General features: G+C 71.8%; 14 protein-coding genes. 7 read left to right on the top strand and 7 right to left on the bottom strand.

The window, feature by feature from the left end:
• Nucleotides 1–26 precede the first annotated feature (26 nt).
• Nucleotides 27–482, bottom strand: a complete 456-nt coding sequence (locus tag ACFVFS_RS30625; RefSeq protein ID WP_380628076.1) for an SsgA family sporulation/cell division regulator — start codon at nt 480–482, stop codon at nt 27–29.
• A 357-nt stretch (nt 483–839) separates the two neighbouring features.
• On the opposite strand from ACFVFS_RS30625, the gene ACFVFS_RS30630 reads away from it, so the two are divergent.
• The 4 genes from ACFVFS_RS30630 (at nt 840) to ACFVFS_RS30645 (ending at nt 5,085) form a co-directional block, all read left to right on the top strand.
• Complete coding sequence (locus ACFVFS_RS30630; protein WP_380628077.1) at nt 840–2,087, top strand: PucR family transcriptional regulator; 1,248 nt, start codon at nt 840–842, stop codon at nt 2,085–2,087.
• Nucleotides 2,088–2,370: 283 nt separating this feature from the next.
• Complete coding sequence (locus tag ACFVFS_RS30635; RefSeq protein ID WP_380628078.1) at nt 2,371–3,201, top strand: alpha/beta fold hydrolase; 831 nt, start codon at nt 2,371–2,373, stop codon at nt 3,199–3,201.
• Between the two features lie 146 nt (nt 3,202–3,347).
• Entirely contained in the window at nt 3,348–4,196 is an 849-nt protein-coding gene (locus tag ACFVFS_RS30640) for a helix-turn-helix domain-containing protein (RefSeq protein ID WP_380628079.1), read from the top strand.
• A 118-nt stretch (nt 4,197–4,314) separates the two neighbouring features.
• Complete coding sequence (locus tag ACFVFS_RS30645; protein WP_380628080.1) at nt 4,315–5,085, top strand: alpha/beta fold hydrolase; 771 nt, start codon at nt 4,315–4,317, stop codon at nt 5,083–5,085.
• A 94-nt stretch (nt 5,086–5,179) separates the two neighbouring features.
• Here ACFVFS_RS30645 and ACFVFS_RS30650 read toward each other — a convergent pair whose 3' ends face one another.
• Both ACFVFS_RS30650 and ACFVFS_RS30655 read right to left on the bottom strand, forming a co-directional pair.
• Nucleotides 5,180–6,016 carry an alpha/beta fold hydrolase gene (locus ACFVFS_RS30650; RefSeq protein WP_380628081.1) on the bottom strand — a complete coding sequence of 279 codons (837 nt, stop codon included), beginning with the start codon at nt 6,014–6,016 and terminating at the stop codon, nt 5,180–5,182.
• Between the two features lie 100 nt (nt 6,017–6,116).
• Nucleotides 6,117–6,779, bottom strand: a complete 663-nt coding sequence (locus ACFVFS_RS30655; RefSeq protein WP_380628082.1) for a hydrolase — start codon at nt 6,777–6,779, stop codon at nt 6,117–6,119.
• Between the two features lie 166 nt (nt 6,780–6,945).
• Here ACFVFS_RS30655 and ACFVFS_RS30660 point away from each other — a divergent pair, with 166 nt between their 5' ends.
• A complete protein-coding gene (locus ACFVFS_RS30660) occupies nt 6,946–7,431 on the top strand; it encodes a GNAT family N-acetyltransferase (protein ID WP_380628083.1) in 486 nt (161 codons plus the stop codon).
• Between the two features lie 63 nt (nt 7,432–7,494).
• Here ACFVFS_RS30660 and ACFVFS_RS30665 read toward each other — a convergent pair whose 3' ends face one another.
• The 4 genes from ACFVFS_RS30665 to ACFVFS_RS30680 form a co-directional block, all read right to left on the bottom strand.
• Nucleotides 7,495–7,923 (bottom strand): hypothetical protein, encoded by a 429-nt coding sequence (locus ACFVFS_RS30665; protein ID WP_380628084.1) that lies wholly within the window; start codon nt 7,921–7,923, stop codon nt 7,495–7,497.
• A 139-nt stretch (nt 7,924–8,062) separates the two neighbouring features.
• On the bottom strand, nt 8,063–8,209 hold the full coding sequence (locus ACFVFS_RS30670; protein ID WP_380628085.1) for a hypothetical protein: 147 nt from the start codon (nt 8,207–8,209) through the stop codon (nt 8,063–8,065).
• Nucleotides 8,210–8,273: 64 nt separating this feature from the next.
• A complete protein-coding gene (locus ACFVFS_RS30675; RefSeq protein ID WP_376097905.1) occupies nt 8,274–8,468 on the bottom strand; it encodes a DUF397 domain-containing protein in 195 nt (64 codons plus the stop codon).
• Nucleotides 8,461–9,327 (bottom strand): helix-turn-helix domain-containing protein, encoded by an 867-nt coding sequence (locus ACFVFS_RS30680; protein ID WP_380628086.1) that lies wholly within the window; start codon nt 9,325–9,327, stop codon nt 8,461–8,463. Before ACFVFS_RS30680 ends, ACFVFS_RS30675 begins: the two co-directional genes overlap by 8 nt.
• A gap of 555 nt (nt 9,328–9,882) precedes the next feature.
• On the opposite strand from ACFVFS_RS30680, the gene ACFVFS_RS30685 reads away from it, so the two are divergent.
• Both ACFVFS_RS30685 and ACFVFS_RS30690 read left to right on the top strand, forming a co-directional pair.
• A complete protein-coding gene (locus ACFVFS_RS30685; protein ID WP_380628087.1) occupies nt 9,883–10,647 on the top strand; it encodes a hypothetical protein in 765 nt (254 codons plus the stop codon).
• A 265-nt stretch (nt 10,648–10,912) separates the two neighbouring features.
• A complete protein-coding gene (locus ACFVFS_RS30690) occupies nt 10,913–11,239 on the top strand; it encodes a hypothetical protein (protein ID WP_376097920.1) in 327 nt (108 codons plus the stop codon).
• Nucleotides 11,240–11,389: the final 150 nt, after the last annotated feature.

The following is an 11,389-nucleotide window of genomic DNA, read 5'->3' on the forward strand; positions in this document are numbered from 1 at the left end:
GCAGTTCCGGTCAGCCGGTCAGCCGGTCAGCCCGTCAGTCCGCCGAGTTCCGCGTCCCAGTCGATCAGGGTCCCCTCCGTGCCCGCGGGGACGAGCCCGAAGCTCTCCCGGCGCAGCCAGCGGCGCAGCTGCCGGGCCGGCAGGTCGACCAGCACCGAGCCGTCCTCCCCCTGGAGCATGATCCGCAGCGAGGCACGGCCGTGGCAGGTGCAGGGCGGCCAGATCCGGACGTCACCCTGGCCGGCGGGCCGCTGCAACCCCTCCCACAGGAGCTCGCGGGAGAACTGCCAGGTCCCCGCCTCGGCGGCGGCGCCGAGGAACTCCAGGGCGACGGCGAACGGGTCGTCACGGCGGTAGCCGAACCGCACGGGGATGCCGAGGGACTGCTCCTCGCCGAGGACGATCCGGGCTTCGAGCACGATGTCGGTGCTCGCGGCCTCCGGGCAGGGCTGCGGGTTGGGGAGCGGGTGGGGCGCGGACATGGGGTCTCCGGGGTCGGGTCGGGCCTGGTGCGGCGCCGATCGGTACGGGGCGAAGAGGGCCGTCCGCCGGCCGGGCGGTGGCGGGCTGCTCTCGCCTCGGGCCCTGGGAGCTGCCGGTGAACAGGGGAGAGGCGGGTTCCCGCCCAGGTTAGGCAGAGCTTTCGGCGGGACCTGTTCCGGCGGTGCACCGCGGTATGACGATCTGCGCACCCTTCGCCGCCGCGGCGGGGTCGGACGCGGGCGTACCGCCCGGTAACCGCAGTGATTCCGGGCGGCGGCCAGGGTTTTCCTCGTTCTGTCGGACGCTTGGCCCCCCGGATTCGCCTCTTGTATGAATGCGGCCGGAGGTTGCCAACGATGAACAGATTGATCCAACGCGGACGCCAGGGCGGCGCGGCGCTGCAGTCGCTGGTGGACGGTCTGGCCGAGGAGCTGGGGCGTTCGGTCGTCCTCGACGACCCGCTGGTGCGGATGATCTGCACCAGCCGCCACTTCGGTGACGAGGACCGGGTACGGGTGCGCACGCTGCTGCAGGGCATCGCGGACGACGAGACCATCCGCTACGTGCTGTCCCAGGGCGTGGCGCGGTGGACCAGGCCGGGCTACCTGGGCGGTCGCGACGACCTGGGCCTCCAGCCGCGCTACTGCGTCCCGATCCGCGAACGCGGCCACATGCTGGGCATCCTCATCATCGTGGCGGCGGAGGAGACCCTCACCGCGGCCGACACCGACGCCGTCGACCGGACCGCCCGCGCCGTGGCCGCCGAGATGTACGCCGAGCGCCTGGCCTCGGACGCCGCCGAGGAGCGGACCCGCGACCTCGTGCACCTGCTGGTCGGCCCGGACTCGGCGCAGCGCTGCGTGGCCCGCCGGCAGCTGCTGGACGACGGCCTGCTGCCCGCCGGCCCGCACGTGGTGGCGACCGCCGTGGCGGTCTCCGGGCCGCACGGGCCGTCCGGTCAGGTCGAGGTGGCGCTGCGCGGCGCCCTGGAGCCGTTCCGGCAGACCCGCGCCGCCCGCGGCCTGTTCGCGATCGACCAGGACCGGGCGGTCCTGGTGCAGGTCTTCGAGCGCGAACCGGCCGAGGACGAGCTGGAGTTGCAGTCCCGCGGCATCGTCCGCTCGCTGGAGACCTACCTGGACGAGGGGTCGACCGCGGTGGTCGGCGTGGGCGGCCGCCGGGAGGAACTCGACGAGGCCTGGATCTCCCACGACCAGGCCCGGGTGGCGGTGCGCGCCGCCCGCCGGCTGCCCCGGCTGGACGGCATCGGCGACTGGGAGCGGCTCGGCGAGTACGCCGTCCTCCTCCAGCTGCCCGACAGCGCGCTCAACGCCTCCCTCGTCCCCAAACCGCTGCGCCGGCTGCTGGACGGCGGCGGCCACGCCCGGCTGGAGGAGACGCTGCGCGTCTTCCTGGAGAACGCCGGCTCGGTGCCCAGGACGGCGGAGGCCCTGGCGGTCCACCGCACCTCCCTCTACTACCGCCTGCGGCAGATCCAGGAGATCACCGGCCTGGACCTCGACGACGGTGCGCACCGGCTGGTCCTGCACACGGGGCTGCGCCTGTGGGACCTCGTCCGCGCCCCCGCCGGGCGGCCGACCTGACGACCTGACGACCTGACCTGCGGCGCCGTCCGACACCGCTTTCTACAGAGAGAGGACGGCCGCTTGCTACAGAGCGAGGAAGCCCCGGCGGACAATCCCTACGCCGGTCGGTGGCCACCGCCGCTCGCGGACGGCAAGAATCGTCACCACGAGCTGCCGCTCATCCCCTCCGGCGACCCGCCGGGCCCCCGACTCCACCGAACCCCGCGAACCCCGCAAACCCCGCGAACCCCGCGAACCCCGCGAACCCACCGACCGACACGAACGGACGCGAGCGAGCACCATGCACGAACTGACCACCAACGACGGAGTGCGCCTGGCCTACCGCGACAGCGGTGGCGACGGGGTCCCGCTGGTCATGCTCCACGGCTGGGGCCAGACGCAGGAGATGTTCCGCCACCAGGTCGAGGGGCTGGCCCCCGCCCGGCGCGTGATCACGGTGGACCTCCGGGGACACGGCCGCTCGGAGAAGCCCCGCCACGGCTACCGCGTCGCCCGGCTGGCCCAGGACGTCCTCGGCCTGGCCGACCACCTGGGCCTGGCGGCCTTCGACGCGCTGGGCTGGTCGATGGGCGCCTCCGTGTGGTGGAGCTTCGTCGACCAGTACGGCACCGGCCGCATCCGCCGGCTCGTCGTCGTCGACCAGCCGGCCGCCGTGGCGGCGGTGCCGTGGATGACGGAGGCGGAGCAGCGCGAGTCCGGCGCCATCTTCGACGTGGCGGGCCTGCTGGAGCTGGGCGCCGCGCTGGCCGGCCCGGACGGGGCGGAGGTCCGCGAGACGTTCGTGCGCTCGATGTTCAGCGGGAACACCGACCCCGAGGTGCTCGCCTTCGTGACCGGGCAGATCCGCGCCACCCCGGCGTACGCGGGCGTCCCGCTGCTCTTCGACCACTGCGCCCAGGACTGGCGCGACGTCCTGCCCCGGATCGACGTCCCGACCCTGGTGCTCGGCTGCGACGGGAGCCATGTGGACCCGGCCTCGCAGGCGTTCATCGCCGGGCGGATCCCCGGGGCCGAACTGCACGTCTTCCCGGTGTCCGTCGCGAGCTCCCACTTCCCGTTCCTGGAGAACCCCGGCGCGTTCAACGCCGTCGTGGACAAGTTCCTCTCCTGAGCCCCTCTCCCTCCCGCACCCTTCCCTTCTGAGCGCCCTCCCCTCCTGAGCGCCCTCCCCTCCCGCGCCGCCCCCTCCCCAGAACCCTCGCAGCGCCACACGAACCGGTCGGAGTTCCTCCCGTGATCCAGTCGGGTCCCTCACCCATGCCCGAAACCGTCCACCACCAGCCCCACGGCACCGCCCACGACGGCGGCACCGGGTGCATCGACATCCTCCCGCCGCCGCCCGGCGCCGACCCCGACGACTGCCTCTACGTCGCCCTGCACCTCCAGGGCGCGGCCTCGCTGCGCCGCGACGGCACCGGCACCGCCCTGGAGCCCGGCGACCTGCTGATCGGCACCACCCCGCACCCGACGGGCCTGCTGTCCGACCCCGGGTGCCGAATGCTCCGCTTCCGCGTCCCCTGCTTCTACCTCGGCGTCCGGCACGGCGACGTCCGGCGCACCGGCGGGCTGCTGGCCCGGGGCGACGAGGGCATCGGCGCGCTGGCCTCCCAGGTCCTGCGCACCCTCGCCGCCCGGAGCCGCCCCGACCACGCCCGGCCCGCCGCCCAGCTCGCGCGCAGCGTCTCCGACATCGTCGCCATCCTGGTGGCCGACCTGCTCGAACGGGTCGACCCGGACCACCCGACCGCGTCGGCGGGGATCCTGGAGCGGATCCGCGACCACATCGAGGAGAACCTCGCCGACCCGGAGCTCTCGCCCGAGTCGATCGCCCGCTCGCAGCACATCTCGGTGCGCTACCTGCACAAGCTCTTCCGGCAGGACGGCACGACCGTCGGCCAGTGGGTGCGCGGGCGGCGCCTCGACGCCTGCCGCCGGGAGCTGGAGCGGCCGTCCCGCCGCCAGATCAGCGTCTCGGCCGTCGCCCACCGCTGGGGCTTCGTCAGCCACTCCCACTTCAGCCGCGCCTTCCGGGAGGCCTACGGCGTCTCGCCGCGCGAGTGGCAGGCCTACGCCGCGCACGCCGACGCCGGGCAGCGGGCCTCCTGACCCCCCTCCTCCCTGGTCCTCCCCCTCTCCTCCACGAGGTCCCACCCCCTCTCCTCCACGAGCCCGCCGGCCGGCGGGGCCCGCCCGTCGACCGCGCGGACCCCGTCGGCCCGTCGCCATGCGAAAGGCCGACACCGCCATGCCCACCCCCGGACCCACCCTCAGACCCGCCGCCAGACCCACCGTCGTGCTCGTCCACGACGGCTGCTCCGACGCCACCAGCTGGGTCGGCGTCGTGGCCGAACTCCACCGGCGCGGCCTGACCGTGCTCGCCGCCGCCAACCCGCTGCGCGGACTGGCCCACGACGCCGCCTACCTGGGCTCCGTCCTCGCCGGGATCGACGGCCCCGTGGTGCTCGTCGGCCACTCCTACGGAGGCGCCGTCATCACCGAGGCCGGGGCCGCCCCCAACGTCGTGGCGCTGGTCTACGTCGCCGCGTACCTCCCCGAGGCGGGCGAGAGCTACCAGGCGCTCGCGGACGGCTTCACCCCCTCTCCACTGATCCCCAGGCTGCGTCGCACCGTCTACGCGACGGGCGGCAGCGGGCAGGCCGGCGAACTCTCCGTGCCCGGGGACTGCTTCGGGCCGCTGGTCGCCGCCGACCTCGACCCGGAGGTGGCGCGGGTCCTCGCCGCCCTGCAACGGCCCGTCGCCGAGCGGGTGTTCACCGACGCGCCCACCGCGGCGGCCTGGCGCACCAAGCCCTCCTGGGCCCTGGTGACCGGCGCCGACCGCGCCCTGCCGCCGCCGGTCCAGCGCTTCACGGCCCAGCGCGCGGGCGCCACCGTCCTGGAGCTGCCCGAGGCCTCGCACGCCGTGGCCGTCTCGCAGCCGACGGCGGTCGCGGAGCTCATCCACGACGCCGCCAGGTCGGCCGCCGCCGGCTGAGCCGCACCCCCCTCCCCGCATGGCACCGCGCCCGGCCCCGTCGAACACGGGGGCCGGGCGCGGGCGGTACGGCCGTACTTCCGACGACCTCTGACTACTTCGCCAGGAAGGCCAGCAGCGCGGCGTTGACCTCCTCGGCGTGGGTCCAGAGCAGGCCGTGCGGGGCGCCCTCGATCTCCACGTAGTCGGCGGCGGGCAGCGCCTTGTGGAACTGGCGCGCGGTGGCGTCGATCGGCAGGGTGCGGTCACCGGTGCCGTGCAGGATCAGCGCCGGGATGTCGATGCTGGCGACGTCGGCACGGAAGTCGGTGTACCAGGTGCTCGGCGCGGCCGAGGCGGCGAAGGCGCCGCCGCTCGCGGCGACGTTCCAGCTGTTGCGGACGGCCTCCTCGCTGATCCGGGTGCCGAGGTTCTCGTCCAGGTTGTAGAAGTCGCTGAAGAAGTTGGTGTAGAAGGCGAACCGGTCGGCCTTCACGGCGGCGACGACGCCGTCGAAGAACTCCTTCGGGGCGGCGCCCTCGGGGTTCTCGTCGTTCTTCAGCAGCCACGGCTCCAGGGAGGCGAGGAAGGCGACCTTGGCGATCCGCTCGGTGCCGTACTTCGCCACGTAGCGGGCGGTCTCGCCGGTGCCCATCGAGAAGCCGACCAGCACGGCGTCCCGGACGTCCAGGGTCTCCAGGAGGGTGTGCAGGTCGGCGGTGAAGGTGTCGTAGTCGTAGCCGGTGGTCGGCTGCGAGGAGCTGCCGAAGCCGCGGCGGTCGTAGGTGATGACCCGGTAGCCGGCGTCCAGCAGAGCGGCGCTCTGCCGCTCCCAGGAGTCCCCGTTCAGCGGGAAGCCGTGGATCAGGACGACCGGCTGGCCGGTGCCCCGGTCCTCGTAGTGGAGCTCGATCGGAGCGGTGTTCTCCTGGCCGACGGTGATGAACGGCATGGTGAAGTCCTTGGTTCAGGGGGGTGGTGGAGGCCGATCGGGCCCTGCCGCACCGGTGCGGCAGGGCCCGATCACGTGATGGCGGAGGTGGTGCGGTCCGTCAGCCGGCGGCGTGCGGGTTGATCATCGACTGGGCGTAGACCAGGCCCAGGCCGTAGGTGCCGCCGTGCTCCTTGACCAGCTCGGTGACGGGGAGGTAGGTCTCGCCGCGGGCCCAGTCGCGCTGGAGCTCCAGCAGCACCTGGATCCAGGTGACGGGCACGGCGCCGGCGGCGGTCATCCGCTGCAGGGCGTGCTCGTGGGCCAGCGGGCTGACACCACCGGAAGCGTCGGAGACGACGTAGACCTCGTAGCCCTGCTCCAGCGCCGACAGCGCCGGCAGGACCAGGCAGACCTCGGTCCACAGGCCCGACAGGATGATCTTCGTGCGGCCGGTCGCCTTGACGGCCTCGACCACGGCCGCGTCCTCCCAGGCGTTCATCGTGGTGCGGTCGATGATCTCCTGGCCGGGGAAGACCTCCTTCAGCTGCGGGAGGATCGGGCCCGAGAAGGACTCGGCGGCGACGGTGGACAGCACGGTCGGCACGTTGAAGATCTTGGCGGCCTTGGCGAGGCCCGTGGTGGCGTTGATGATCGCGGTGCGGTCGCCACTGCCGGTGCCGAAGAACATCTGCGGCTGGTGGTCGACGAACAGCATCATCGAGTTCTCGGGGGTGAGCAGGTCCGGGCTCGGGGCGGCGTGGACCGAGGCGAGGTCAACCATGGTTCATTTCCTTATCAGCACAGGGAATTGACGGTGCGTCAGGCGCTTTTCCGGTTTCCCCGGGGCGCTTACGGAAGCGACGTTAGTGCGGGAGGGCGGGCCGGTCTGCTCGCTCTGCGTCCGGCAGTTGTTCCGACAGCGCACGCCCCGCCGTAGGGTGTCCCGAATGGACATCCGCACCGCCTCCGACGAGGACTGGCCGAGCATCTACCCCTTCTACTCCGCGATCATGGCCGAGGGCCGGACGTACGCCTTCCCCGAGCGGCAGACCCTCGACGAGGCGAGGCCCTGGTGGATGGAGCAGCCCCCGGGCCGCACGGTGGTGGCCGTGGCGGAGGGCCGGATCGTGGGCTCGGCGAAGATGGGCCCGAACAAGCCGGGCCGCGGCTCCCACATCGGCACCGCGTCGTTCCTGGTCGACCCCGCCCACCAGGGCCGGGGCGTCGGCCGCGCGCTCGGCGAGTACGTCATCGCCTGGCACCGCGAACAGGGCTACCGGGGCATCCAGTTCAACGCCGTCGTGGAGACGAACGAGTCGGCCGTTCACCTGTGGAGGTCGCTCGGCTTCGAGGTCATCGGCACCGTCCCGGGGGTCTTCGACCACCCCGAGCACGGCTACGTCGGCCAGCACTTCATGTTCCGCCGCCTCTGAAGCGGCGAAGAGCCGCCTCTCGCTCCGCCGAGCGAGGGGCGGCCCCGGTTCCGGTCGGTCGCGTCAGCAGTTCACGACGGTCGAGACCGTCGAGGACGACGGGTACCAGCCGGGCTGGGTCACGGTGAACGTGGCGGTCACCTGCGAGCCGCAGGGCACGTCGCCGGTGACGCTGCCGATCTCCTGGGCCGGCCCGATGGCCGTGATCAGGACGGTCGGGTAGACGGTGCCGAGCGCCGGGTTGGTGATGCCGATGGTGCTCAGCTGGAAGGAGACCTGCTGGTCCTGCCAGGTCGAGCTGTACGGAGTGGCGCGCCCGAACGCGTAGACGTGGCCCTGGTTGATGTTGATACAGGCCTTGACCGTGACGTGGTTCGGTACGCCCGGGGTGCCGCACACGGTGGTGCCCACGGGGTTGGCGGAGGCGGACTGGACTCCGGTCAGCGCGGCCAGGGCGGCGGTGCCGGCGAGAACAGCGGCAAAGCGTTTCAAAGGGGTTCCTCCCTCGTTAGGTGTTCCCGGTGGAAACCAGGAACACATGTGACATGTCACATCGCTCTAGTCGGATTGTGACACGCCGCCACGAACGGGGATAGCCGCCCGCCCTGTCAGCAACCGGCCACCGCCGGGCTCAGTCGTCCTCGTAGTACCTGTCGTAGCCGCCCGCGTGCTCCTCCACCGAGAAACCGCCGAACGCGCCCTCCGACGCGAGCTCGCGGAGCCGCTCCAGTACGGCCGGCGCCAGGGGCGAGGGGTGAGCCGCGAGGTGGCTCTTCATGGCGTCGAGGCCGTGGCCATGGGTCGGCCCTCGCTCGATGGAGCGAGGGCCGATCATTGTCGCGTCAGCCGCCGTGGTGGTCGAACGCGCCGGCCTTGGTGCGATTGAGGAGGGCGGCGAACTTGGCAGGGGTGGTGCGGATGATGGCATCGGCGTCGTCGGACTCGCGGAGCTCGATCCCCTCGTCAGCGATACGGACCTCCACACACTCGTCGTTTGCGGCGGAGTAGCTGGACTTCTGCCAAGCAGAGCTATGCATGTTTGCTTGCCACTTCCTTCTTGATGGATCCGATGAAGCCTCGGGATTCCTCCTCGGAGAGGGCACACGAGTCGAATCGAGCGAGCAGGGATCGAAACTTTGCGATGTGGGCCGGGGTGTCGAAGATTCGGCCACCAAGGCCCGTGTCCATCTGTACGGTGTCCAGCTCGGGGATCGGTCCGTCGGCGTAGGTGAAGTTCTCGTTGGAGCTCGGCATGGCGTCGACGTCGAACGGGATCACTCGGATGGAGATGGTCGATTGCTCGGAGTCCTCGATGAGAGCGTCGAGTTGCTCGGCGAGAACGGTGGGACCGCTGAACTTCATGCGTAGCGCCGCTTCATGGATGAACGCCGAGTATGGCGTCGCGCCGGATCGGACGACGCGCTGCCGTTGCATGCGGAAGGCTGTCCTGAGGTCGACCTCGTGGCGTGGCAGAGGTGGGAAGGTTTCGGCGAAGACCGCAGCGGCGTAGCGGCCGGTCTGGAGCAGTCCGGGAACGAAGGCCATCGTGAAGGTGGTGAGCCGTCGAGCCTGGCTCTCGAACTCCGCGACATCGACGAAGTCCGTCGAGAGGACTCCTCGGTACTCCTCCCACCAGCCGGGCTTCTCGCGCTCCGTGATGATGTTCGCGAGGGCGGCGATCAGAGGCTCGTTGACGCACATACACGTCGCGGCGACCGTACGCAGCCGCTCCACGCTGATGCCGATCTTCCCCGCTTCCATCTGCGTGACCTGCGCGGGATTCATGCCGACCGCGCGGCCGAGCTCGCTGCCGCCGAAGCCGGCCTGCTCACGCATTCTTCGCAACTCTGCCCCGAGTCGCCGCTGATGGAGTGTGGGGTTCGCGCGTGGAGCCATGGCTTCCTTTCAGGGCGGGTTCGAGCCCAAGTCTGCCGCGCGGCCAATCGGGTGGTCTATCCAGGGCCGGGCGGCCACACGATAGGGGGAACATCTTGAATCGGGGAAAAATTTGCCATGTCTCTGGGCTATCGACCTTCTCAGATCGATCCAATGGATCGTCAGTAACGCATGTATCCACAGGCAGTAGGCGCCTCCTGCCCTCTCGCACCGCAGAGCAGCCACGCGTGGCATCCACCAGCCCCGCCCTGGCCTGGCTCACGGCGACATCTCCGTCGACCGATCGACGACGAACCCCACCGCACGACCCCGCCCGGAGGTTCCCTCATGCGCGCCTTCACCCCGCCCGAGTCGTGACCTTCACCGCCGCCCCCGACGCGCGCCGCCCTCGCGGTCCTGCTCGCGCTCGCCTTCGCGACCGTCTTCCTCGGCGTCATCGCGACCCTCCGGATCTCCTGGCCCGACGACCACCCCGCCGCCCGCCCCGGGCACACCCCGTCGGCAGGCCGCCCAAATCCAGCTGACAGCTCCGCCCGGCGCCGCAACGATGGGCCGGTGACCACAGGACAACCGGACCACCTCACCCTGCACATCGACTGCCCACCGCCCGGCGAGGGCGGCATCGGGGTCCGCCCGATCGTCAACGGCCGGGACTTCCTGGCCGACGTGCCCGAGAGGTACGACGGAATCGGACCCGCGTACGCGGGCGTGGGCCCCCGCTACCTGTTCGGCGACGGCGGGCCGCTGCAGGCCACGGACACACCCCACGAGGTTCGGATCGCGTGGTCCGGGTGCGGCTACGAGAAATGCTGCGGCGCCCTGTACCTGACGGTCGGGCGTGACGGCGAGCACGTCGTCTGGGCCGGCTGGCGCGACCCGGCCCGGCAGGACCTGGACCTGCCGGAGCTTCGGTTCACCGTGGACCAGTACGAGGCGGAGGTCCGGCGAGCCGGCGCGGACCGAAGCTGGGAGTGGACGGGCGGGGTGGTCGCCCGGCTGCTGGAGGCGGCACTGAGGCGCCAGGAGGACTGGCTCGTCAGGTGGGACTGCGAGGTGGAGGGCGTCGGGTCCACCCGCACGGAGCCCGATCGGATCGACGTCGTCCTGAGACACCCCCGCGGCCGGGACGAGAACGACCAGCTCCAGTTCGGGATGGTGCTCCCGATCACCGCGGACGAGCCGTCGGAGCAGGCCGAGCACCTCGAAGCACGGCTCATCGCAGGCGACCCCCGAGCCGCCGCCGAGGTCTGGGGAGGTTCGCCCGAGCTCGCCGAGCGGCTGGGCTACCCGTGGCCGGACGTCCACCCTCTTCTCGGCTGAACGGCGAGCCCGCCCTCCGCACGGCGGTGCTGCTGGAGCACTCGCCGCTTACCCCGGAAGCCGCGGATCGCGTCAGCGGGACCTGAGGGCCAGGGGACTCTGTGCGCAGGCCTCGAACTGGGTGGGGATTCTGTGAGGGGTGCGGGTCACACGCACAAGTGAATATCGGGCAATCCGGGTGCGGAGGGTCCGGTTCTCCCACTGTTCTGGGAACGCTTGGTCAGGCGGGGCGAGGGTGGCCGTCGGCGATGGGAGTGGGGGGACCGTGGAACGAGGACGAGTGCGGGCCAGGTGCGCCGCAGGGGGCGCGGTACTGGTGATGACGGGCATCGGCGGTTGCGGCACCCTCGCGGAACCGGTCCCGGACGCACCGAGGGTCGCCCGCGTCTCGACGCCGGCCGAACCGTCGGGCTCCCTGACCGGCTCGGAGGCCCTGGGCGTCGCCACGGGGAGCCCGCTGCTCCCCGTGGCCGGAGCCGCCGCCGCACTCTTCGTGGGTGTCGGCGGAGTACTGGTGCTGCTCTGGCGGGACCGCAGGACGGGGGTCCCGGCCCCGCTGCCCTCTCCCCGCCCCGGGCGGGGAGAGCTGTGACCAGCGACAACTTGCCCCGATCTCGGGGGAGGGGTAGTGTTCTCTAGTCGCTCGGCAGGGAGCACCGGACACGCATCGGCGCGGACGGTCCCGGGGCGGCCAATCCTCTGGAAATACCAACGCTTCCCGCATGGGGTTTATTTGGCGTGT

Origin of the sequence: Kitasatospora sp. NPDC057692 (assembly GCF_042799475.1) — a bacterium.
Classification (GTDB): domain Bacteria; phylum Actinomycetota; class Actinomycetes; order Streptomycetales; family Streptomycetaceae; genus Kitasatospora.

What these genes read in the sequence shown, in the direction of transcription:
- ACFVFS_RS30625 (WP_380628076.1), bottom strand. Translation starts at nt 482, where the DNA reads ATGTCCGCGCCCCACCCGCTCCCCAACCCGCAGCCCTGCCCGGAGGCC.
- ACFVFS_RS30630 (WP_380628077.1), top strand. Translation starts at nt 840, where the DNA reads ATGAACAGATTGATCCAACGCGGACGCCAGGGCGGCGCGGCGCTGCAG.
- ACFVFS_RS30635 (WP_380628078.1), top strand. Translation starts at nt 2,371, where the DNA reads ATGCACGAACTGACCACCAACGACGGAGTGCGCCTGGCCTACCGCGAC.
- ACFVFS_RS30640 (WP_380628079.1), top strand. Translation starts at nt 3,348, where the DNA reads ATGCCCGAAACCGTCCACCACCAGCCCCACGGCACCGCCCACGACGGC.
- ACFVFS_RS30645 (WP_380628080.1), top strand. Translation starts at nt 4,315, where the DNA reads ATGCGAAAGGCCGACACCGCCATGCCCACCCCCGGACCCACCCTCAGA.
- ACFVFS_RS30650 (WP_380628081.1), bottom strand. Translation starts at nt 6,016, where the DNA reads ATGCCGTTCATCACCGTCGGCCAGGAGAACACCGCTCCGATCGAGCTC.
- ACFVFS_RS30655 (WP_380628082.1), bottom strand. Translation starts at nt 6,779, where the DNA reads ATGGTTGACCTCGCCTCGGTCCACGCCGCCCCGAGCCCGGACCTGCTC.
- ACFVFS_RS30660 (WP_380628083.1), top strand. Translation starts at nt 6,946, where the DNA reads ATGGACATCCGCACCGCCTCCGACGAGGACTGGCCGAGCATCTACCCC.
- ACFVFS_RS30670 (WP_380628085.1), bottom strand. Translation starts at nt 8,209, where the DNA reads ATGAAGAGCCACCTCGCGGCTCACCCCTCGCCCCTGGCGCCGGCCGTA.
- ACFVFS_RS30675 (WP_376097905.1), bottom strand. Translation starts at nt 8,468, where the DNA reads ATGCATAGCTCTGCTTGGCAGAAGTCCAGCTACTCCGCCGCAAACGAC.
- ACFVFS_RS30680 (WP_380628086.1), bottom strand. Translation starts at nt 9,327, where the DNA reads ATGGCTCCACGCGCGAACCCCACACTCCATCAGCGGCGACTCGGGGCA.